The sequence below is a fragment of the Streptomyces sp. SP18CS02 genome (assembly GCF_036322365.1).
Taxonomy (GTDB): Bacteria; Actinomycetota; Actinomycetes; order Streptomycetales; family Streptomycetaceae; genus Streptomyces.
On record NZ_JAQYXC010000294.1, the window covers coordinates 365,510 to 387,025 of the forward strand.

General features: G+C 72.8%; 17 protein-coding genes. 12 read left to right on the top strand and 5 right to left on the bottom strand.

Annotated features, from left to right (window positions below):
- Window positions 1-31: 31 nt before the first annotated feature.
- Window positions 32-1,207 carry a serine hydrolase domain-containing protein gene (locus tag PUR26_RS25985; RefSeq protein WP_329875592.1) on the top strand — a complete coding sequence of 392 codons (1,176 nt, stop codon included), beginning with the start codon at window positions 32-34 and terminating at the stop codon, window positions 1,205-1,207.
- Here the strand turns inward: PUR26_RS25985 and PUR26_RS25990 are convergent, their stop codons facing one another.
- The 4 genes from PUR26_RS25990 to PUR26_RS26005 all read right to left on the bottom strand — a co-directional run bounded on the left by PUR26_RS25990 (window position 1,208) and on the right by PUR26_RS26005 (window position 5,972).
- Window positions 1,208-1,420: a hypothetical protein gene (locus tag PUR26_RS25990; protein ID WP_329875594.1), complete on the bottom strand. Its 213-nt coding sequence runs from the start codon at window positions 1,418-1,420 to the stop codon at window positions 1,208-1,210. It lies immediately after the preceding gene.
- A 66-nt stretch (window positions 1,421-1,486) separates the two neighbouring features.
- Window positions 1,487-2,338 carry an EamA family transporter gene (locus tag PUR26_RS25995; protein ID WP_329875596.1) on the bottom strand — a complete coding sequence of 284 codons (852 nt, stop codon included), beginning with the start codon at window positions 2,336-2,338 and terminating at the stop codon, window positions 1,487-1,489.
- Window positions 2,339-2,455: 117 nt separating this feature from the next.
- Window positions 2,456-4,078, bottom strand: a complete 1,623-nt coding sequence (locus PUR26_RS26000; RefSeq protein WP_329875598.1) for a penicillin-binding transpeptidase domain-containing protein — start codon at window positions 4,076-4,078, stop codon at window positions 2,456-2,458.
- Between the two features lie 133 nt (window positions 4,079-4,211).
- Window positions 4,212-5,972, bottom strand: coding sequence for a dolichyl-phosphate-mannose--protein mannosyltransferase (locus PUR26_RS26005; RefSeq protein ID WP_329875600.1), 1,761 nt, complete (start codon window positions 5,970-5,972; stop codon window positions 4,212-4,214).
- Window positions 5,973-6,024: 52 nt separating this feature from the next.
- Here PUR26_RS26005 and rsmI point away from each other — a divergent pair, with 52 nt between their 5' ends.
- The 7 genes from rsmI (at window position 6,025) to PUR26_RS26040 (ending at window position 13,085) form a co-directional block, all read left to right on the top strand.
- A complete protein-coding gene (gene rsmI / locus PUR26_RS26010) occupies window positions 6,025-6,924 on the top strand; it encodes a 16S rRNA (cytidine(1402)-2'-O)-methyltransferase (RefSeq protein WP_443077167.1) in 900 nt (299 codons plus the stop codon).
- Between the two features lie 128 nt (window positions 6,925-7,052).
- Window positions 7,053-7,586: a hypothetical protein gene (locus PUR26_RS26015; RefSeq protein WP_329875604.1), complete on the top strand. Its 534-nt coding sequence runs from the start codon at window positions 7,053-7,055 to the stop codon at window positions 7,584-7,586.
- Between the two features lie 28 nt (window positions 7,587-7,614).
- Window positions 7,615-8,484: a TatD family hydrolase gene (locus tag PUR26_RS26020; RefSeq protein WP_329875606.1), complete on the top strand. Its 870-nt coding sequence runs from the start codon at window positions 7,615-7,617 to the stop codon at window positions 8,482-8,484.
- 106 nt (window positions 8,485-8,590) lie between these two features.
- Entirely contained in the window at window positions 8,591-9,937 is a 1,347-nt protein-coding gene (locus tag PUR26_RS26025; RefSeq protein ID WP_329875608.1) for a ubiquitin-like domain-containing protein, read from the top strand.
- Window positions 9,934-10,794: a 16S rRNA (adenine(1518)-N(6)/adenine(1519)-N(6))-dimethyltransferase RsmA gene (rsmA, locus tag PUR26_RS26030; RefSeq protein ID WP_329875610.1), complete on the top strand. Its 861-nt coding sequence runs from the start codon at window positions 9,934-9,936 to the stop codon at window positions 10,792-10,794. The genes PUR26_RS26025 and rsmA overlap by 4 nt, the downstream gene beginning before the upstream one ends.
- Complete coding sequence (locus PUR26_RS26035) at window positions 10,791-11,699, top strand: 4-(cytidine 5'-diphospho)-2-C-methyl-D-erythritol kinase (protein ID WP_329875612.1); 909 nt, start codon at window positions 10,791-10,793, stop codon at window positions 11,697-11,699. Before rsmA ends, PUR26_RS26035 begins: the two co-directional genes overlap by 4 nt.
- A 48-nt stretch (window positions 11,700-11,747) precedes the next feature.
- Entirely contained in the window at window positions 11,748-13,085 is a 1,338-nt protein-coding gene (locus PUR26_RS26040) for an acyltransferase family protein (protein ID WP_329875614.1), read from the top strand.
- A 37-nt stretch (window positions 13,086-13,122) separates the two neighbouring features.
- Here PUR26_RS26040 and PUR26_RS26045 read toward each other — a convergent pair whose 3' ends face one another.
- Entirely contained in the window at window positions 13,123-13,776 is a 654-nt protein-coding gene (locus PUR26_RS26045) for a lipoprotein (protein WP_329875616.1), read from the bottom strand.
- A 143-nt stretch (window positions 13,777-13,919) separates the two neighbouring features.
- Here PUR26_RS26045 and PUR26_RS26050 point away from each other — a divergent pair, with 143 nt between their 5' ends.
- From PUR26_RS26050 to PUR26_RS26065, 4 genes are all read left to right on the top strand, one after another.
- Window positions 13,920-15,722: an ABC-F family ATP-binding cassette domain-containing protein gene (locus PUR26_RS26050; protein ID WP_329875618.1), complete on the top strand. Its 1,803-nt coding sequence runs from the start codon at window positions 13,920-13,922 to the stop codon at window positions 15,720-15,722.
- Between the two features lie 247 nt (window positions 15,723-15,969).
- On the top strand, window positions 15,970-17,808 hold the full coding sequence (locus PUR26_RS26055) for an outer membrane protein assembly factor BamB family protein (protein ID WP_329875620.1): 1,839 nt from the start codon (window positions 15,970-15,972) through the stop codon (window positions 17,806-17,808).
- Window positions 17,809-17,824: 16 nt separating this feature from the next.
- Window positions 17,825-19,510 (top strand): outer membrane protein assembly factor BamB family protein, encoded by a 1,686-nt coding sequence (locus PUR26_RS26060; protein WP_329875622.1) that lies wholly within the window; start codon window positions 17,825-17,827, stop codon window positions 19,508-19,510.
- A gap of 127 nt (window positions 19,511-19,637) precedes the next feature.
- Window positions 19,638-21,515, top strand: a complete 1,878-nt coding sequence (locus PUR26_RS26065; protein ID WP_329875624.1) for an outer membrane protein assembly factor BamB family protein — start codon at window positions 19,638-19,640, stop codon at window positions 21,513-21,515.
- Window position 21,516 lies beyond the last annotated feature (1 nt).

Below are 21,516 nucleotides of genomic sequence, written 5' to 3' on the forward strand. Positions count from 1 at the left end.
GTGGGACCGATCGCGAGAGGGAGCGTGGGGCGTGGACGTCCAGGGCACAGCAGAGGCGGGGTTCGAGCCGGTCAGGGACGCTTTCGTGCGCAACTTCGAGCAGCGCGGCGAACGGGGCGCGGCGGTCGCCGTCTACCGGGACGGCCGCAAGGTCGTCGACCTGTGGGCGGGCACGCGGGACGTGGACGGTACGGCTCCCTGGGCGGTCGACACCGCCCAGATAGTGCGGTCGGCGACCAAGGGCGTCGCCGCGGCGGTGCCGCTGCTGCTGCACCAGCGCGGCCAGCTGGACCTGGACGCCCCGGTCGGCACGTACTGGCCCGAGTTCAAGGCCGCGGGCAAGGAACGGACGCTCGTGCGCCACCTGCTGTCGCACAGCGCGGGAGTGCCCGTGCTGGACCGCCCGCTGACCCTCGCGGAGGCGGTCGACCAGGAGACCGCGACCCGCGCCGTCGCCGCCCAGGCCCCCGCCTGGGAGCCGGGCACCGACCACGGCTACCACGCCCAGACCTACAGCTGGCTGCTGAGCGGTCTCGTCCAGCGGGTCACCGGCCGCACCATCGGCCGCTGGGTCGCCGAGGAGATCGCCCGCCCGCTCGGCCTGGACCTGTGGCTGGGCCTGCCCGACGAGGAGGCCCACCGGGTGGGCCGGATCGGACCGGTCGAGGAGCCCGCCACGGCGGCCGGGGGAGGGCTGAGGCTGCGCCCCAAGCGCTCCGTCGCGGACGCCTACCGAGACCCGTCCTCGCTGACCCGGCGCGCCTTCGGGGCGATCGACCCGATGCCCGACGAGAACGACCCGCTCTACCGGGCCGCCGAACTCCCCGCGTCGGCGGGCATCTCCACCGCCCGCGCGCTGGCCCGCTTCTACGCGGCGACGCTCGGGCCGGTGGACGGCCACCGCCTCTTCGCCCCGGCGACGCTCGCCATGGCGCGCACCGAGGAGTCCGTGGGGCTGGACCGGGTCCTGGTGGTGTCCACCCGCTTCGGTCTCGGCTTCATGCTGCACGGGCCCGCCTCCCCGCTGCTGGCCCCCGGTTCCTTCGGGCACCCCGGCCGCGGCGGCTCGCTGGGCTTCGCCGACCCCGCCTCGGGCATCGCCCTCGGCTACGTCACCAACGGCATGCGCAAGGGAGTGACGGCCGACCCGAGGGCGCAGGCCCTGATCCGCGCGGTCCGTACGGCGACGGCCACCACCGGCGCCTGATCAGGCCCGACGCCCGCGCCGGCAGGGGAAGTCGGCGTCCTCCTCGGCGGTCGGCAGGGCCCGGTGGCCCTCCGTGTGGTCGTTCACCCACCCGCAGACCCCGCAGGCGTACCGCCCGTCGAGGCCCGCGACCCTGGTCCCGCATTTGCGGCACTCGGTCTCGGTGATCTCGGGCCCGGGGAGGGGATCCAGTTCCGGCGGCCGGTCGTTCATGTCCGCAGGCTACCCGGCGGACGAGGGTGCCGGTCCCGCCCCGCCGACGGAGAGCGCGACGGCCCGCTACCCCCCGTGCAGCATCAGCCCGATGCCCGCCGCCATCAGGCCCGCGGCGGCCAGCCGGGGAGCGCCGAAGCGTTCCTTGAAGAAGAGGGTGCCGATCGCCGCGCCCACGATGATCGAGGACTCCCGCAGCGCCGCGACGGGGGCCAGCGGGGCCCGGGTCTGGGCCCACAGGACCAGGGCGTACGCAGCCACCGACAGGGCCGCCCCCAGCAGGCCGCGGGCCGCGTACGGACGCAGCCGCGCGGCCAGCGCGGCGCGGTGGCGGCACAGGGCGTACAGCGGGATCGGCAGGCCCTCCAGGATCATCAGCCAGGCGATGTAGCCGAGCGGGGTGCCCGCGGTGCGGACCCCGACGCCGTCCACCACCGTGTATCCGGCGATGGCCAGCCCCGTGGCCAGTGCGGCCGTCAGGGCGGGCCAGTGCGGCCGGCGGCCGGAGCCTCGGATGCCCCACAGGGCCAGGCCCACCAGGCCCGCGCAGGCGACCGCGACGCCCGTCAGCTGCCGGCCGTCCGGTGTCTCGTGGAGGAACACGGCCGCCAGCACGGTCACCACCAGCGGTGCCGTGCCCCGGGCGATCGGGTACATCTGGCCGAAGTCGCCGAGGGTGAACGAGCGCATCAGCAGGGCCATGTAGCCGACGTGCAGCACGGCCGAGAGGATCAGGAAGGGCCAGACCCCCGCCGCCGGCAGGGGGACGAAGAGCGCCGTGACCGCCCCGATCAGAGCCCCGCCGCCGGATATCAGGGTGAAGGACAGCAACTGGTCCCTGATGTGGTGGGCGATGGCGTTCCAGCTCGCGTGGGTCACCGCGGCGATCAGCACCGCGGCAGCGACGAGGGGCGTCACGCCACCTCCCCGGGCAGGGACCCGGACGCGCTCATGGTCCGCACTCCAGCGGTAGACGTACGTGCCATGCGAGTGTGCGCCCTCATTCCCCGCCCGTTCCCGCCCGCCCCCGTCGCCCTACCCGGCCTTCAGCACCGAGGCGACCAGAGGGCCCGCGCTGTCGCCGCCGTGGCCGCCCGACTGCACGACCGCGGCCGCCGCCAGATCCCCGGAGAATCCGGCGAACCAGCTGTTGGACGTGGCCTGGTCGTCGACCTCGGCCGATCCGGTCTTCGCGCCCTTGTCCCCCCCGACGCCGGCCATCGCCCTGGCGCCCGTGCCGTTGCCGCGCGCGGTGGCCCGCATCATGTCGCGCAGCTGCTGGGCGGCGGAGCTCTCCAGGCCGCGCGGAGCGGTGGCCAGTTCGCGGTCGTCCAGCGAGCGGGGCACGATGACCGGCTGGCGGAAGGTGCCGTTCTTCGCGGTCGCCGTGATGGAGGCGATGTTCAGCGCGTTCATCTGGACGGTGCCCTGCCCGATGTACTGCGCGGCCGCCTCGCCGCCCGACGACTCGGGCACCGAACCGTCGAACGACGGGATGCCGGTCCGCCACGTCAGGCCGATGCCGAAGACGTCCCGCGCCTCCTTGGCCAGCGCCGTGTCGTCCTCGGTGTCGTCGATCAGCTTGATGAAGGCGGTGTTGCAGGACCGCGCGAAGCTCTCGGTGAAGGTGCCGTCCGGGATGGAGAAGTTCTCCAGGTTGTGGAAGGTGCGGCCCTGGTACATCGCTTCCTTCGGACACTCGGCCTTCCGGTCCGCGCCGACCAGGTCCTTCTCCAGCAGCAGCGCGGCCGTCACGATCTTCATCGTGGAGCCGGGCGCCTGCTTGCCGAGGAAGGCGGCGTTCCAGCCGTCCTTGCGGTTGTTGGCGACGGCCCGGATCTCGCCCGTGGACGGCTTGACGGCGACGACCGAAGCCTCGCTGTTCCGCTTCACCGCCTGCTCCGCGGCCGCCTGCACGTCCGCGTCCAGCGTCGTCTCCAGCCTGCCCGGCACGCCCTCGCGCAGGGTGACCAGGCTCCGGGCGGGCGCCGCGCCCTCGGGGCCCTCGATGACCAGCTCAAGGCCGGGGGTGCCGCCCGCGTCCGCGCCGTACTTGGCGCGCAGCTGCTCCAGCACCGGCCCGAGCGAGGGGAACTTCTCCTTGGTGAGCTCCACGCCCCTGTGGTCGACGGCCTTGATGGGCGGCGCGCCCTTGGCCGTCGTCCTCAGCGACTCGTCGTCCTTGAGCTGGGGGTGGACGACGGTGGGCTTCCACTCGACCCGCGGCTGCCCGGTCGACAGCCCGCGCACCACGGTCAGTTCGGAGGCGTACGTCCACGGCTTGCGCACGCCGTCGTACGACACCACGGCCTCGACCGTGAACGGCACCCGCGCGCCGACGGCCTTGCCCGGGGTCAGCTTCAGGCCGCCGATGTGCGCCGCGTTGCGGTAGCCGGCGAACGCCGTCCCGGCGGACGTCGGGTTGTTGGTGAACTGGGCGGCCTTGACGTCGTCCCCGGCCGCCCACGCGGCGAGGAAGTCCTTCGCCGTCGTCTCGACCTCGTCCGCCGTGACGGGCCCCTTCTTCGGCGAGGACGCGGACGTGGTGGTGACCCCGCCCGTCACTCCGTTCCACACGTTGTAGGCGCCGTAGCCCACCCCACCGGCGACCACGACGAACACGCCGCCGATGACGGCGACCTTCGCTCCACTGCGCATCCGAGCGGTTCCCCCTCCCCAGAAGCTCACTTGAACATGTTCAAGCGAGTGACTCGGGCGAACTCTACGGGACGGGTGGGATAGCAGAGGTGGTTGTTACCTGAACGGAACGCTCGGAATGAAGCGTTCCTGTTCACACCCAGGTATCGAGCCACATGCGATTGCGCCAGGAATCCATCGGAATCGACTGCCCTGTGTAAAGCGGCCAGAAGTAGATGAAATTCCAGATGATGAGAAGGACGAGAACTCCCGCACCGACCGCCCCGATGGTCCTTCGGCGTTCCGCCGAACCGTCGGCCCCCCGTGGCCCCAGCATCGCCCCGATCATCATCGTCACCGCGAGGCACAGGAACGGCACGAACACCACGGCGTAGAAAAGGAAGATCGTGCGTTCCTGATAAAGGAACCACGGCACCCAGCCGGCCGCGATCGCGCAGGCGATCGCCCCCGCCCGCCAGTCGCGCCGGAAGAACCAGCGCCACAGGACGTACAGGACCGCGAAGCAGGCGGCCCACCACAGCAGGGGCGTCCCGATCGCCAGGACCTCGCTGGCGCACTTCTCCGCCGCGCCCTTCGGGCACCCGCCGGTACCGGGCTCCGGGTCCTCGTAGAAGTACGAGACGGGGCGCCCCAGCACGATCCAGCTCCAGGGATTGGACTGGTAGGTGTGGCCCGACGTCAGGCTGACGTGGAAGCTGTAGACCTCGGTCTCGTAGTGCCACAGGCTGCGCAGCCAGTCCGGGAAGAGCCAGGACCACTCGCTGTTCCTGCCCGCGGTGGCCGCCCAGTCGCGGAAGTACCCCTTGTCGGTGACGATCCAGCCGGTCCACGAGGCGATGTACGTGACGATCGCGACCGGGACCGTCGAGACGAACGCGGGCAGCAGATCCCGGCGGAGCACCGCCCGGTAGGGCCGCACCGCACCGGCCGTGCGGCGCGCGCCCGCGTCCCACAGCACGGCCATCACCCCGAAGGCGGCCAGGATGTACAGGCCGTTCCACTTGGTGGCGAACGCCAGGCCGAGCATCAGCCCCGCGGTGATCCGCCAGGGACGCCACCCCAGGCGCAGCGTTCCGGCGACCACCGCGTCCGGCCGCAGCCGCCCGCCCGCCTCGCCCGGGTCACCGGGGTCGCCGGGGTCGGCGGGCAGCGCTGCGGCGAGCCGGGCCCGCGCCCAGTCCCGGTCGGCGAGCAGGCAGCCGAAGGCGGCCAGCACGAAGAACATCAGCACCTGGTCGAGCAGGGCGGTGCGGCTCATCACGAAGTGCAGCCCGTCCACCGCCAGCAGCGTGCCGGCCAGGCACCCCAGGAAGGTCGAGCGGAACAGCCTGCGCCCGATCCGGCACAGCATCAGCACCGACACCGTGCCGAGCAGGGCGACCATGAAACGCCAGCCGAACGGATCGAAACCGAAGAGGTGTTCCCCCAGTCCGATCACCCACTTGCCGACCGGCGGGTGCACCACATAGCCCGGATCGGTCGGGATGGGCACCCCGTCCGGGTTCTTGAGGATCGACCCGTCGACGTCCTTGGGCCAGGAGCCCTCGTACCCCTGGTTGAACAGGGCCCAGGCGTCCTTGGCGTAGTACGTCTCGTCGAATATCACCGCCTTCGGCTCGCCCAGCCGCCAGAACCGCAGCGCACCGGCGACCACCGCCACCAGCAGCGGGCCGGTCCACGACATCAGCCGCCACAGCCGCTCCGCCCGCAGCGGAGGAACACCGAGCACCGTCCAGAGCCGGTCCGACGGACGCGTGTACGGGGGCACCAGCCGCTCCCGCAACCCGGTCACCGGCCGCGGCACATAGCCGAAACGGCGCAGCCGCCGCTGCCACGACGGCGGCTCTTTCCCGGCGTCCCGCCCGCGCAGGGCCTCATGAGCAGTACTGGTCACCGCGCCATCGTAGGGAACGCGCCTGTGCGAGTCGCTCCAGCGGGCTGCGAGGATGACTCCTGTGACTGGAACGGTGACCGGAACGCTCGTACTCGCAGGGACCCCGATCGGCGACGTCGCGGACGCGCCACCGCGTCTCGCCACGGAGCTGGAGACGGCCGACATCGTGGCGGCGGAGGACACCCGCCGGCTGCGCCGGCTGACCCAGGCGCTCGGGGTGCACACCCGGGGCCGGGTCGTGTCGTACTTCGAGGGCAACGAGTCCGCGCGTACGCCCGAACTGGTCGAGGCGCTGGCCGGCGGCGCCCGGGTGCTGCTGGTCACCGACGCGGGCATGCCGTCCGTCTCCGACCCGGGCTACCGGCTGGTCGCCGCCGCGGTGGAGCGGGACATCAAGGTCACGGCGGTGCCCGGGCCCTCGGCGGTGCTGACCGCGCTCGCGCTGTCCGGGCTGCCCGTGGACCGGTTCTGCTTCGAGGGCTTCCTGCCCCGCAAGGCGGGCGAGCGGCTCGGACGGCTGCGCGAGGTGGCCGGCGAGCGGCGCACGCTCGTCTACTTCGAGGCCCCGCACCGGCTCGACGACACGCTCTCCGCGATGGCCGAGGTGTTCGGCGTGTCGCGGCGCGCCGCGGTCTGCCGGGAGCTCACCAAGACGTACGAGGAAGTGAAGCGCGGCGGCCTCGGCGAGCTGGCGCGGTGGGCGGCCGAAGGCGTCCGCGGGGAGATCACCGTGGTCGTCGAGGGCGCGCCCGAGGCCGGGCCCGGAGACCTGGACCCCGAGGAGCTGGTGCGCAGGGTGCGGGTGCGCGAGGAGGCGGGGGAGCGGCGCAAGGAGGCGATCGCCGCCGTCGCCGCCGAGGCGGGCCTTCCCAAGCGCGAGGTGTTCGATGCCGTGGTGGCGGCAAAGAACGCGGAGCGGAACGGCCATGGAGACGGTAAAGGACTATCGTGAAAGGCAAAGCCGGGGCCGCGCACCGCGCCTTTCGGCATGGGAAGTCCAAAAAGCACCCCATTATTCGACAGGGGCCCATGCACTCCCGCCGTCAGAGGCGTCCACTGGTGCGGTGGAAAGGAGCTGGCATGAGCGAGACCACAAGCACCTCGGTCGCCCACGAGGCGTACGCCTTCGCCTGCATGAAGTGCGGGTACGGCTGGGAACAGTCCTATGACATAGAGCACCACGTCGATGTCTCCGGCCATGAGTTCGTCGTCTATACAACGAACGGGAAGCGGGTTCCTTCACCGCTCACCAGTCCCACCTGCCTCAATTGCGGCGCCCATGTCGTACGCATCATGCGCTCCGGCCAGGTCTCGTCGGTGCTCGACCTGATGGCCCGGGCCCAGGGGCAGCGCCAGGCCCCCGGCGCGGGCGCCCCGGCCGGGCCGATCGGCCGTCAGAAGGAGGCCCCCACCGCCTCCCCCGCTCCCACCGCCTCCCCGGCCCCCACCGCCTCCCCGAGCGCGGCCGCCTCCCCGGCCGCACCCGCCGGCTCCACCTCCTCTCCCGGCTCCACCTCCCCTTCCGGCTCCACCTCCACCTCTGGCGAAGGCGCGGCCCGGGAGGCGCGCCACTGGCACCTCTCGGACCTGCTGCACCCCTTCCACCGCAAGTGACTCCGGCCCTCCCTCGTACGATCGGGGCATGAGTTCCAAGGACGCCCCGCCGCCGCTGCCCGAGCCCCTCGGGGTTCCGGTCGCCGATTCGCACACCCACCTGGACATGCAGTCCGGCACCGTGGAGGAGGCCCTCACCAAGGCCGCCGCCGTCGGCGTCGACACCGTGGTCCAGGTGGGCTGCGACCTCAAGGGCTCCCACTGGGCCGCCGAGACGGCCGCCCGGTTCGCCAACGTGCACGCCGCGGTCGCCCTGCACCCGAACGAGGCCCCCCGCATCGTCCTGGGCGACCCCGACGGGTGGTCGCGGCAGGGCGGCCGCGAGGCCGGCGGCGACGCCGCGCTCGACGAGGCGCTCGCCGAGATCGACGCTCTGGCGGCCCTCGACCACGTGAAGGCCGTCGGCGAGACGGGCCTGGACCACTTCCGCACCGGCCCCGAGGGCAGGGCGGCCCAGGAGCGCTCCTTCCGTGCCCACATCGAGATCGCCAAGCGGCACGGCAAGGCGCTGGTCATCCACGACCGCGAGGCCCACGCCGATGTGCTGCGCGTCCTCGCCGAGGAGGGCGCTCCCGAACGGACCGTCTTCCACTGCTACTCGGGCGACGCCGAGATGGCCCGGGTCTGCGCCGACGCCGGGTACTTCATGTCGTTCGCCGGCAACGTGACCTTCAAGAACGCCCAGCCGCTGCGCGACGCGCTCGCCGTGGCCCCGCGCGAGCTGATCCTGGTCGAGACCGACGCGCCGTTCCTGACGCCCGCGCCGTACCGCGGACGGCCCAACGCCCCGTATCTCATTCCGATCACGGTCCGCGCCATGGCGGAGGTGAAGGGCGTCGACGAGGACACGCTGGCCGCCGCGATCGCCGACAACACCGCGCGCGCCTTCGGCTACTGACCGAGGCCCCGGGCCGCGACCGGGGGCGGTGAAGCGCGGGGCTCGCGACACTCCGTGACCGGCCCGCTTTGGAGAGTGACGGAGCCTCCGCTAGGGTCCGGGCCTCGTGAGCAACTCGCAGGGCAGTCACCGCGCCCCCGCCCGTGGCGGGCACCGCGCCGCCGGCACGGTCGAGGCGCCGCTTCCGTACGGGTACGCCTCCGTTCCGGCGGCCCCCGAGGCCCCGGCGGCCGCCCCGGCCCGGGTTCCCGCGCCCGCGGCGCCCGCCGGCCCCGCGGCCGCTCACGAGCCCGGTCGCACCGGCGGGGGCCGCGCCGGGGCCCGGCGCGGCGCGCGCCGCCGCCGCGCCACCGGCGGTGGCCCCGAAGGGCTGCGGCGGCTCGTCCCGCAGGCCCTCGTCGTCGCGTTCCTGGCCGGGGGCACCAGCGCCTTCATCGCCGACGACAAGGCCATCAGGCTCAGCGTCGACGGCGTACCGCGCACCCTGCACACCTTCGCCGACGACGTCGCCGAACTCCTCACCGACGAGGGCGTGGACGTCGGCGCCCACGACATCGTCGCCCCCGGCCCCGGCGCGCGCCTGGCCAGCGGCGACGAGATCGCCGTCCGCTACGGCAGACCCGTCGCCCTCACCCTCGACGGCCACCGGCACCAGGTGTGGACCACCGGCCGCACCGTCGAGGAGGCCCTGCGCCTGCTCGGCGTACGCGCCGAGGGCGCCCATCTCTCCGCCCCGCGCTCCTCCGCCATCTCCCGCGGCGGACTCACCCTGGACGTCCGCACCGAACGGACCGTGACCTTCATGGCGGACGGCCGCGAGCGCACCGTCCGCACCAACGCGGCGACCGTCCGCGAGGCCGTCGAGCAGGCCGGGATCACCCTGAGCGGCCAGGACACCACCTCCGTACCGCCCGGCAGCTTCCCGCGCGACGGCCAGACCATCACCGTGATGCGGATCACCGGGGGGAGGGAGGTCCGCGAGGAACCCATCGCGTACGCGGTGCGGCGGACCCCGGACCCCACCCTCTTCGTGGGCACCGAGGTCGTCGAACGCCAGGGGCGGCAGGGCTCGCGCCGCGTCATCTACGGCCTGCGCACGGTCAACGGCGTGGCGCAACGGCCCCGCAGGATCGCCGAGGAGGTCGTACGGCAGCCGGTCACCGAGATCATCAAGGTCGGCACCATGCCCATGCCCACCTCCGTCGCCGGCGCCGACCACCTGAACTGGGCCGCCCTCGCCCAGTGCGAGTCAGGCGGCCGGCCGGACGCCGTCGACCCGTCCGGCACCTACGGCGGGCTGTACCAGTTCGACCGCGGCACCTGGCAGGCCCTCGGCGGCACCGGCGGCGCCCAGGACGCCCCCGCCTCCGAGCAGACATACCGGGCGAAGAAGCTCTACGTGCAGCAGGGGTCGAGTCCGTGGCCGCACTGCGGCCGTAGGCTGTATCGGTGAGCACCACTGAGCCCGACGCACTCCTCGGCCCCGCCGACATCCGTGAACTGGCCGCCGCGCTGGGCGTACGCCCCACCAAGCAGCGCGGCCAGAACTTCGTCATCGACGCCAACACCGTGCGGCGGATCGTCCGCACGGCCGAGGTGCGCCCCGACGACGTGGTGGTGGAGGTCGGGCCCGGCCTCGGGTCGCTGACCCTGGCGCTGCTGGAGGCGGCGGACCGGGTGACCGCGGTCGAGATCGACGACGTGCTGGCCGGCGCGCTGCCGACGACCATCGAGACCCGCATGCCGTCCCGGGCCGGGCGGTTCTCGCTCGTCCACTCCGACGCGATGCACGTCGAGGAGCTGCCGGGGCCCGCGCCGACCGCGCTCGTCGCGAACCTCCCGTACAACGTCGCCGTCCCCGTCCTGCTGCACATGCTCGACCGGTTCCCCACCATCGAGCGCACCCTGGTCATGGTCCAGGCGGAGGTCGCCGACCGGCTCGCCGCCCGGCCGGGCAACAAGGTGTACGGCGTGCCGTCGGTCAAGGCCAACTGGTACGCCGAGGTCAAGCGCGCCGGATCCATCGGCCGCAACGTCTTCTGGCCCGCCCCGAACGTCGACTCCGGACTGGTCTCGCTGGTGCGCCGTACGGAGCCGCTGAAGACCACCGCCTCCAAGAAGGAGGTCTTCGCGGTCGTCGACGCGGCCTTCGCGCAGCGCCGCAAGACCCTGCGGGCCGCCCTCGCCGGATGGGCGGGCTCCCCCGCCGCCGCCGAGGAGGCGCTGGTCACCGCGGGCATCTCCCCGCAGGCCAGGGGCGAGTCCCTCACCGTCGAAGAGTTCGCACGCATCGCGGAGGCCAAGGCGTGAGCAGCACCGGCATCACCGTACGGGTCCCGGCCAAGGTCAACGTACGGCTCGCGGTCGGCGCCGCCCGGCCCGACGGCTTCCACGACCTGGCCAACGTCTTCCTCGCCGTCTCCCTCCACGACGAGATCACCGTCACCCCGTCCGACGCGCTGCGCGTCACCTGCTCGGGGCCGGACGCCGCCCAGGTCCCGCTGGACCGCACCAACCTGGCGGCGCGGGCGGCCGAGCTGCTCGCCGCCCGGCACGGCATCTCCCCGGACGTCCACATCCACATCGCCAAGGACATCCCTGTCGCGGGCGGCATGGCGGGCGGAAGCGCCGACGGCGCGGGTGCGCTGCTGGCCTGCGACACCCTGTGGAAGACGGGCGCCTCCCGCGAGGAACTCCTCGACATCTGCGCCGAGCTGGGCAGCGACGTGCCGTTCTCGCTGGTCGGCGGGGCGGCGCTGGGCACCGGGCGGGGCGAGCGGCTCACCCCGCTGGAGGTGGGCGGCACCTTCCACTGGGTCTTCGCGGTCGCGGACGGCGGTCTGTCGACGCCCGCGGTGTACGGCGAGTTCGACCGGCTGACGGCCGGCACCGACGTTCCCGCCCCCACCGCCTCCCCCGCCCTGCTGGAGGCCCTGCGCACCGGTGACGCGGGCGCCCTGGCCTGCTCGCTCGCCAACGACCTCCAGCCCGCCGCGCTCTCCCTGCGCCCGCAGCTGGCCGACACCCTCGCGGCGGGCACGGCGGCGGGTGCCCTGGCGGGCCTGGTCTCCGGCTCCGGGCCCACGACCGCGTTCCTCGCCAAGGACGCGGACACGGCGTGCGCGGTCGCCGACGCGCTGATCGCCTCCGGCACCTGCCGTACCGCCCGCGTGGCGACGTCCCCGGCGGCCGGGGCTACTCACGTTCGCGACTGAGTACGAACGCCCTCACGCCGGTGGGGCCCCGCACGGGACCGTACCGGCATGGGACCAAGCGTTCGCGAGCTCGCCGAGAACACTCCGGGCACCCGGGACCGATACGTCGACCTGCTGCGGGTCGCCTCCCTCGGGACCGTGGTGCTCGGCCACTGGCTGATGGCCGCCGTCACCGGCGACGGCGGTGTCGGCAACCTCCTCGCCGTCGTACCGGCGCTGCAACCGCTCACCTGGGTGCTGCAGATCATGCCGGTCTTCTTCTTCGTCGGCGGCTTCTCGCACGCCCTGTCCTACCGCTCGCTGCGGCGGCGGCAGGGCGGCGGGCCGGTCTACCCGGCGTTCCTGCGGGCCCGGTCGCAGCGGCTGCTGCGGCCCACGATGGTCTTCGTCCTGGTGTGGGGCGCGGCGGCGCTCGTCCTGCAGCTCATGGGCGCGGGCAGCGGGCTGACGGGCGCCGCGCTGCGCCTGGTCGCCCAGCCGCTGTGGTTCATCGGCATCTACCTCGCCATGGTGGCGTTCACCCCGCCGCTGCTGGCGCTGCACGAGCGCTGGGGCTGGGGCGCGTTCGCGGCACTGGCCGCGGGGGCCGTCGCCGTGGACGTCCTGCGCTTCACGGTCGGGGTGCCGTTCGTGGAGTTCCTGAACTTCGCCTTCGTCTGGCTGGCCGTGCACCAGCTCGGCTTCCTGCGCGCCGACGGGCGCATCCGGATGCCCTCGGCGCTGGCGGCGGGCGGCCTGGCGGGCGCGGCGGCGCTGGTGGCCCTCGGGCCGTATCCGCTGTCCATGGTCGGCATGCCCGGTGAGAAGGTCTCCAACATGGCGCCGCCGACCCTGGCCCTGCTGTGCCACGGGCTGTGGCTGGTCGGCGCGGTGGAACTGCTGAAGGGCCCCGGCGGCCGGCTTCTGCGCAGGGCCCGGGTGTGGCGGCTGGTCGTCGCCGCGAACGGCGTCGCCATGACGGCGTTCCTGTGGCATCTGACGGCGATGCTCGGGGTGTACGGCGCGATGCTCGCGCTGGGGGTGCCGCTGCCCGGGCCGGCCTCCGGGGCGTGGTGGGCGCAGGTGCCCGCGCGGCTCGCGGTGGCGACGGCCCTGACGGCCCTCCTGGTGGCGGCCTTCCGCACCTTCGAACGGCCCTCGCGCCCGGCCGCCCCGGACGGTGGCCCCGAGCCGCCGTCCGGCGGCCGGGGCTCGGGGCCCCTGGCGGCGCTCGGGATCACGCTGTGCCTGTTCGGCGTGCTGGGCCTGTCGACGGTCGGCTTCGGCGGACTGCTGGAGGGCCGCTCGGCGATGCTGATCGCCGTCCGCGTCACCGCCCCCGCGGCCGTGGGCATGGCCCTCGCGGGCTGGCTCCTGGTCGAGCGCGCGGGACGCGCACGGCGGTAGCCGGCCGCGGCCCTCCCCACTCCCCGGCGCCGCGGCGTCAGGGAGTGAGGGTCAGGGAGCTCTTCGCCAGCTCGTACGCCGGGAGCATCTGCGCGTGCTCCTGCGAGTCCAGCCCGCCCAGGTGGACGATCACCGGTCCGCGCGCGGTACGGACGGCGAAGGCGCGTTCGTCCTTCGTCTCGTCCAGCAGCTCGTTGGTCACGGTGTACGTCACCTCGGTGGCGGCCAGCGCCCCCGCCTTCGTCTCGCGGTAGCGGACGCCGCCCGTCTTCTTCTCGTCGGCGAGGAAGGCCTCCAGCACCTCGCGCGGGGACGCGGAGTCGGTCCGGGCGCCGGTCCACACCCGCAGGAAGCCGATGTTCCCGGCGGGCTTCGCGTCGATCTCGCAGACCACCTCCACCGTGCCCTGCTCGACCAGATCGGCCAGCTCGGGCTCCCCGGGGCGGGTCACCTTCTTCGGGACCCAGTCCTTGGCGGTGGCGAAGGAGACCGGCAGCGCGCACGGGCTGCCCGCCCCGCCGACCGAGCCGCCCCGGGCGGCGGCGGCCGGTCCCGGCGACGCGCTCGCGGACGGCGACGCCGTCCGCCCGGCGGCCCCGCCCGCCGCCCGGCTGCCGCCGTCCTCCGCCGCCGATGTGCAGCCGGCCAGCAGCACCGCCGCGACCAGCACCGTTCCCGTATGACGCGCCATGAAGTCCCCACCCGTGAGCCTGTTCGATCGCCGCACGTTAACGCACCGCCCGCGGCGACTACCCTGGGATGTCGATCCTCCTCCGGCCCGCGACCGATCCGTGTCGCCCGGGAGAGGTGTCCCGCCCCCTGCACAGGAGTGAAATGGCCGTCAACCTGGTCAATGTCGAGGCAGTCAGCAAGGTGTACGGCACCCGTGCCCTGCTCGACGGCGTTTCCCTCGGTGTCTCCGAGGGTGACCGGATCGGTGTCGTGGGCCGCAACGGCGACGGCAAGACGACCCTCATCCGCATGCTCGCCAAGCTGGAGGAGCCCGACAGCGGACGGGTCACCCAGAGCGGCGGGCTGCACCTCGGCGTGCTCACCCAGCACGACTCGCTCGACCCCGAGGCCACCGTGCGGCACGAGGTCATCGGCGACCTCGCCGACCACGAGTGGGCGGGCAACGCCAAGATCCGCGACGTGCTGACCGGACTCTTCGGCGACCTGCATCTGCCGGGCTTCGAGAAGGGCCTGGACACCGTCATCGGCCCGCTCTCCGGTGGTGAGCGCCGCCGGATCGCGCTGGCCAAGCTGCTCATCGCCGAGCAGGACCTCATCGTGCTCGACGAGCCCACCAACCACCTCGACGTGGAGGGCATCGCCTGGCTGGCCAAGCACCTGCAGACCCGGCGCTCCGCGCTCGTCTGCGTCACCCACGACCGCTGGTTCCTCGACCAGGTCTGCACCCGGATGTGGGACGTCCAGCGCGGCTCGGTGTACGAGTACGAGGGCGGCTACAGCGACTACGTCTTCGCCCGTGCCGAGCGCGAGCGGATCGCGGCCACCGAGGAGACCAAGCGGCAGAACCTGATGCGCAAGGAGCTGGCCTGGCTGCGGCGCGGTGCCCCCGCCCGTACCTCCAAGCCGCGCTACCGCATCGAGGCAGCCAACGAGCTGATCGCCGACGTGCCGCCGCCGCGCGACACCGGCGAGCTGATGAAGTTCGCCAACGCCCGGCTGGGCAAGACGGTCTTCGACCTGGAGGACGTGACCATCACGGCCGGGCCGAAGCTGCTGCTGAAGCACCTGACCTGGCAGCTCGGACCGGGCGACCGGATCGGCCTGGTCGGGGTGAACGGCGCGGGCAAGACCTCGCTCCTGCGGGCGCTCGCCGAGGCGGCCCGTACGCAGGGCGAGGTCCAGCCGCCCGCCGGGCGGATCACCGTCGGCAAGACCGTGAAGCTCGCCTATCTGTCGCAGGACGTGACCGAACTCCCCGCGCAGTTGCGGGTCCTGGAGGCCGTGCAGCAGATCCGCGACCGGGTGGACCTCGGCAAGGGCCGGGAGATGACCGCCGGTCAGCTGTGCGAGCAGTTCGGCTTCGGCAAGGAGAAGCAGTGGACGCCGGTGGGCGACCTGTCCGGCGGTGAGCGGCGCAGGCTCCAGATGCTGCGGCTGCTGATGGACGAGCCCAACGTCCTCTTCCTCGACGAGCCCACCAACGACCTGGACATCGAGACGCTGACCCAGCTGGAGGACCTGCTCGACGGCTGGCCCGGCTCGATGGTCGTCATCTCCCACGACCGGTTCTTCATCGAGCGCACGACCGACCGCACGCTCGCCCTCCTCGGCGACGCCACCCTGCGGATGCTCCCGCGCGGCATCGACGAGTACCTGGAGCGACGGCAGAAGATGATCGAGGCGGCGGTGCCCGCCCCCGCGACCTCCTCCGCGCCCGCCAAGGAGAAGTCCGCGGGGGACGCACGGGCCGCGAAGAAGGAGCTCCAGAAGATCGAGCGGCAGCTCGACAAGCTCTCCGGCAAGGAGAGCACGCTGCACTCCCAGATCGCCGAAAACGCTACAGACTTCGAAAAGGTGGCGAAACTGGACGCGCAGCTGCGCGAACTGGCGGTGGAGCGGGAAGAGTTGGAGCTGCGCTGGCTGGAACTCGCCGAGGACGCATAGGGCCGCATCCCGCGTAGAGAAGGCGTGGAGAGCGGATAACGAGGGCGTCACAGGCCGGTCCTCCCTTGGGAACAGGGGCGGTCCGGCCCGTTTCGCGAAGGGCCCGAGTGATAGAAAGAAGCCCCGCTCGACACACGTAACACTGCGGAATCCATGTCCGATTCGCTCCTTTCCGGCGGTACGTGCTCGCCGGAATCGCGGGGGAGGCCGGTCGGCCAGCGGACCCGCGAAAAAGGGGGAAGCGTTGATGACTCAGCCACCCGACCAGCAGCCGCCGCAGGGAGGCTTCGGGTCTCCGGACCCGCACCAGCAGTCCGCGCAGCCGCCCGTGCAGCCGCCGGCCGCGCCGCAGATGCCGCCGGTCCCGCCCACCGCGCCGCAGATGCCGCCGGCCCCGCCCGCCGGCCCCGCCGCGCCGCAGGGCCAGCCCGGCTACGGCTACCCGGGGGCCCCGCCCGTCCAGCCCGGCTACGGCTACCCGCAGGCGCCCGGCCAGCCGGGCCCGTACGGCCAGCAGCCGGGCTACGGCCACCCGCAGGCGCCCGGCCAGCCCGGCCCCTACGGCCAGCAGCCCGGCCCCTACGGCGCCCACCCGGGGCAGCCGCAGTACCCCGGCGCGCCCGTCCCGCCCGGCGGCGGACGGGGGCCCTTCAAGGGCAGGTCCGCGGTCGTCATCGGCGCGGCCGTCGCCGCGCTGCTGGTCGTCGGCGGCGGTACCTGGTTCGCCCTGAGCGGCAGTGAATCCGGGGGCAAGCCGGAAGCAAAGGGCTCCAGCTCCGCACCGCAGCCGACCGGTTCCCCCTCCGTCGACCAGGGCGACGGCTCCGGTGGCGGCCGTGACGCGCAGGACGACCTCAACGCCGGGCGCAAGCCGGGCGAGGCGAAGGTCGAGTGGCTCGCGACGAACGACGTGGACCTGCCGCGCAACGGCTCCGACGTGTTCGGCCCGTGGATAGTCGGCGACGTCATCGTCAAGGCCATGTACAAGGGCATCTCGGGCTACTCGGTGGCCGACGGCAAGAAGAAGTGGGACCTGCCGTTCACCACCGAGGTGTGCGCCGCCCCGGTGGCGGCGGCGGCCAACGGCTCGCTCGTCATCGGCATCAAGGACGGCCCCACCGAGAAGGCCGACTGCACCCAGCTCCAGCAGATCGACCTCAGGACCGGCAAGGCGGGCTGGAAGGTGTCGGTCCCCAAGGGCACCGGCTTCAGCTCGCTCTCCGACATCACGCTGGCCATCAGCGGCAACACCGTCACGGCCGCCGGCACGAACAACTCGTACGGCTACTCGCTGGCCGACGGCAAGCAGCTCTTCTCCAAGCCGGCCAGCGGCTGCCAGCCGTACGCCTTCGCGGGCGGGCCCAAGCTCATCGCCGCGTCGAGCTGCCCGACGAGCGACTACAAGAACCCCAAGCAGCAGATCAGCGAGGTCGACCCGGTCACCGGCAAGCCGAAGTGGTCCTACGCCCTGGCCACCGGCTGGGAGGTGGACAAGGTCTACTCGGTGAGCCCGCTCGTCGTCTCGGCGACCCAGCGCGAGCAGAAGAAGTGGAGCGTCTTCTCGCTCACGGACGCCGGCAAGCTCCGCTCCACGCTCGACGGCGGCAAGGACAAGTTCCAGCCCAACTGCGGTGGCACCTTCGTCATCTTCGGCCAGAACCTGGAGGGCTGTGTGGGCGTCGCCGCCGACGCGAGCACCTTCTACATGTCGACCGTGCCCACGCAGCTCACCAACGGCACCAACGACGTGGTGGCCTTCGACCTGAACACCGGCAAGCCCAAGTGGCGTGCCCCCGCGGGCGCCGAGCGGACCATGCTCCCGCTGCGGATGGAGGGCGGTGACGTCCTGGTGTACATGGAGGGCTCGTGGGACCGCGGCGGCGCCGTGGCGACGCTCGCGCCGACCGGTGGAGCCCCGAAGGTGCTGCTCCAGCACCCGGCTTCGACGGCGGAGATCGAGAGCGACTTCTACGACGCGCAGTACGCCTACGCCGGCGGCAGGTTCTTCATCGCCAGCGGCCGCGTCAGCGCCCGTAACGACGCCGAGGAGAAGCAGACGAAGACCATGATGGCCTTCGGCAAGTGACGGCCACGCGACTTCGATGACCCACACACCCGAACAGCCTCATTCGCAGCAACCGCAGCAACCCGCCCCGCCTCCGCAGGGCCAGTACCCCCAGGACGGGCCGTACGGGCGACTCAACCCGTACGGCGGTCAGGGGCAGGCGCCGGACCAGCGGCAGCAACCGTTCCCCGGCGCTCCCGGCGCTCCCGGCGCTCCCGGCGCTCCCGGCACCCCCGGTGACGCCCCCGGCGTATCCGCGCCCGGTGGCGCCGGTCGTACGCGGTCCCGGAGGACCACGGCCCTGCTCGCCGCGGTCCTCGCCGCCGTGCTCGTCGTCGGCGGCGGTACCTGGTACGCCCTGTCCGGCGACGGCCAGGACGACACGCCCGCCGCCGCGGGCGCCAAGAGCCCCTCGGCGTCCGGGCCCGCGGCGGGCGCCTCGCCCGGCCCGTCGGGCGGGACCGCCACCGAGGGCCTCGACCCCGCCACCACCGCCCGCGTCAACGGCAGCCGCGTGGCCGGCGACGCCACGATGCTGTGGATGCGCAAGAACACCGTCGACATGCCCAGCAGGGGCGGCGAGATGTTCGGCCCCTGGAGCCATGGCGACACGGTCGTCACGGCCTTGTACCGCTCGGTCACCGGCTACTCCGCCAAGGACGGCCGGCTGAAGTGGACGGTGCCGCTCGGCACCGAACTGTGCCGGGCCTCGCGCCAGATGTCGGCCGACGGGAAGATCGCCGTACTGGTGCGGGAGACCACGTCCTCGGACAGCAACTGCCGGCTGCTCAAGGTGATCGACCTCGCCGACGGCAAGGAGAGCTGGCAGCAGAAGATCACCAAGGAGGGGCAGTTCGACGTCTTCGCCGACATCTCCGTGGTGATCAGCGGCAACACGGTCACCGCGGGCCGCACCAGTTACTCCACGGGGTACCGGCTGAGCGACGGCACGCGGCTGTTCGGCCGGGGACCGGGTACCTGCCATCCGTACTCCTTCGGCGGCGGCGTCAAGCTGATCGCCGCGGTCAGCTGCGAGGACAGCACCGTGGAGATGCCGCACGAGCAGATCCAGGAGCTCGACCCGGCCACCGGCAAGGCCCGCTGGACCCATGAGCTGGCGCGCGGGTACAAGGTCGAGTTCATCTACTCGGTCCAGCCGCTCATCGTGGCGATCCACGCCCCCAAGACGGACCAGCGGGACACGATCGTCCTCAACGACAACGGCACCAAGCGGTCCGCGCTCGAAGGCAAGGGACCGTTCAACCGGGCGTGCGACGACAATGTCTCCGCCACGAACGACCTCCAGGCATGCCGGGTCGTCGCGGACGCCACGACCTTCTACATCGCCTCGCTGGAATCGGACCCCAAGAAGACGAACACCATCGTCGCCTTCGACCTCGCCTCCGGCCGGGAGGTGCGGCGCATCACCGCGCCGACGCAGGGGATCATGACGCCGATGCGGATGGAAGGGCCCGACCTGCTGGTCCGGGTGTTCGCGGCGCTCGACGGCGACCGGGGGTCGCTGGCGGTCGTCGCGCCCGGCGCGACCACGCCTCGGGTCCTGCTCCGGCTGCCCACCGCGGCGGCCGGCGTCGAGAGCCATCTGGACTTCCCCGACGCCCTGTACCAGGACGGCCGTTACACCGTGGTCACCAGCACCGTCTTCGCCGCCAACGACGAGGAGGAGAGGAAGAGGGAGACCATGATGGTTTTCGGCAAGTGACCGCGTCCCGACCCCGGCACAGCCACCGACGCCCGCACCTTCGCGTCCGCCGGAGCGCCCGGCCCGGGCCTCCTCCTCGGACACCGCACTCCTCCAATTCCTCAGACTCCTCAGAGGTACGCACCCCATGACGCAGCCACCGCCCCCGCCGAACCAGCCGCCCGGCCCGCCCCCGCAGGGCGGCTTCGGCGCTCCGCAGGACCCTCCGCCCGGCGGCTTCGGCGCTCCGCAGGACCCGCCCCCGGGAGGCTTCGGCGCGCCCACCCCGCCGCCGCAGGGCGACCGCCCGCCCGCCTACGGCTACCCGCAGGCCCCCGGCCAGCCGCCGCAGACGCCCCCGCCGGGCGCCCAGCCCCCGGGCTACGGCTACCCGCAGGCCCCGGGGCAGGCCCCCGGCCCGTACGCGAACCAGGCCCCCGGGCAGTACCCGACCCAGCCGCAGTACCCCGGTCAGGCCCCGGGCCAGCAGCCCGGGTACGGCTACGGCTACCCGACCGCTCCCATGCAGCAGCCGATGGCGCCCCAGCCGGGCGGCGGCGGCAGGAAGCTGTCCGCCCAGATGCAGATCATCATCGCCGCGGCCGTCGCCGTGGTCCTGATCATCGGTGGTGGCGTCTGGTACGCCACGAGCAGTGGCGGCGACGGGAAGCCGGACGAGGCCAAGGGGACCTCCGGCTCGACCGAGGGCGGCAAGGACTCCGGCGGCACGAGCGGCCTCGGTGGTGGCGGCAAGGAGAAGGCGCCCGCCAACACCCAGGCGAAGCTGGCCTTCCAGCTGCCCCAGCCCAAGGTCACCGACACCACCGACGTGGGCGGTTCATGGGTCACCGACAAGGCGTACGTCAAGACGGGCGTCAACTCGGTCGTCGGCTACGACATCGCCAAGGGATCCACCCTCTGGACCATCCCGCTCACGGGCCAGGTCTGCGCGGCGTCCCGGCACGTCTCCAAGGACAACCGGACGGCCATCGCCTTCGAGCCCGCCAAGCGGGTGCCGCCGAAGAACTACCAGCCCTGCAGCGAGGTCGGCGTCATCGACCTGAACACGGGCAAGCTGCTGTGGAGCAAGTCCGTCACCGGCGGCAACTCCGGTGACCAGAAGGCCCGCTTCACCGAGGTCACGGTGGGCGCCGGCACGGTCGCCGCGGGCGGCACCGACGGCGGAGCCGCCTGGGACCTCGCCACCGGCAAGGAGCTGTGGAAGCCCCAGGTCAACGCCGAGTCCTGCTACGACATGGGCTACGGCGGCGGCGAGGCCCTCGTGGCGGCGCGCAAGTGCGGGCCGTACGACAACCAGTACGTGACGATCCAGAACCTCGACCCGGCCACCGGGGCGCCGCTCTCGTCGTTCAAGCTTCCGGCGGGTGTCGAGTACGCGAGCATCGTCTCCACCAAGCCGCTGGTCGTCGCCGCCGACGTCGGCGACACCGCCGGCGACGGCTCCGGCATCTCGGACTTCTTCTCCATCGACGAGAAGACCGGCAAGCTCAAGGTGAAGATCGCCGCGGACGCCGACCGGTTCGCCGCCCGCTGCCGCTCCACCGAGGTGGAGAGCTGCCAGAAGGTGGCCGTCGGCAACGGCAGGATCTACCTGCCCACCGAGGACCACGAGGGCACCGGGGAGTACGGCGACACCAACGAGATCGTGTCGTTCGACCTCACCACCGGCAAGCCCACCAGCGACAAGGCCGACGCCGGCGACCGGTACTCGATGTTCCCGCTGCGCATGGACGGCGGCAACATCATCGTCTACAAGGTCCCGCCGTACGACAAGGGCGGCCAGATCGTCAGCATCGACGGCGGCACCTTCAAGCAGACGGTCCTGCTGGAGAACCCGGCCGACGAGGCGGTCCGTGACGCGGAGACGAGCTTCTCCCCGGAGTACGCCGAGATCCACTACGCGGCCGGCCGGATGTTCATCTCCGAGACGATGCTCTCCGCGCCCAGCACGTCGGCCTCCTCCGACGACAAGGAGTACCTGGCTCTCTCGTACTCCACCAGCTGAT

Coding starts and splice junctions, on each gene's coding strand:
- PUR26_RS25990 (WP_329875594.1), bottom strand. CDS start 1,420: ATGAACGACCGGCCGCCGGAACTGGATCCCCTCCCCGGGCCCGAGATC.
- PUR26_RS26000 (WP_329875598.1), bottom strand. CDS start 4,078: ATGCGCAGTGGAGCGAAGGTCGCCGTCATCGGCGGCGTGTTCGTCGTG.
- rsmI (WP_443077167.1), top strand. CDS start 6,025: ATGACTCCTGTGACTGGAACGGTGACCGGAACGCTCGTACTCGCAGGG.
- PUR26_RS26015 (WP_329875604.1), top strand. CDS start 7,053: ATGAGCGAGACCACAAGCACCTCGGTCGCCCACGAGGCGTACGCCTTC.
- PUR26_RS26020 (WP_329875606.1), top strand. CDS start 7,615: ATGAGTTCCAAGGACGCCCCGCCGCCGCTGCCCGAGCCCCTCGGGGTT.
- PUR26_RS26040 (WP_329875614.1), top strand. CDS start 11,748: ATGGGACCAAGCGTTCGCGAGCTCGCCGAGAACACTCCGGGCACCCGG.
- PUR26_RS26045 (WP_329875616.1), bottom strand. CDS start 13,776: ATGGCGCGTCATACGGGAACGGTGCTGGTCGCGGCGGTGCTGCTGGCC.
- PUR26_RS26050 (WP_329875618.1), top strand. CDS start 13,920: ATGGCCGTCAACCTGGTCAATGTCGAGGCAGTCAGCAAGGTGTACGGC.
- PUR26_RS26055 (WP_329875620.1), top strand. CDS start 15,970: ATGACTCAGCCACCCGACCAGCAGCCGCCGCAGGGAGGCTTCGGGTCT.
- PUR26_RS26060 (WP_329875622.1), top strand. CDS start 17,825: ATGACCCACACACCCGAACAGCCTCATTCGCAGCAACCGCAGCAACCC.
- PUR26_RS26065 (WP_329875624.1), top strand. CDS start 19,638: ATGACGCAGCCACCGCCCCCGCCGAACCAGCCGCCCGGCCCGCCCCCG.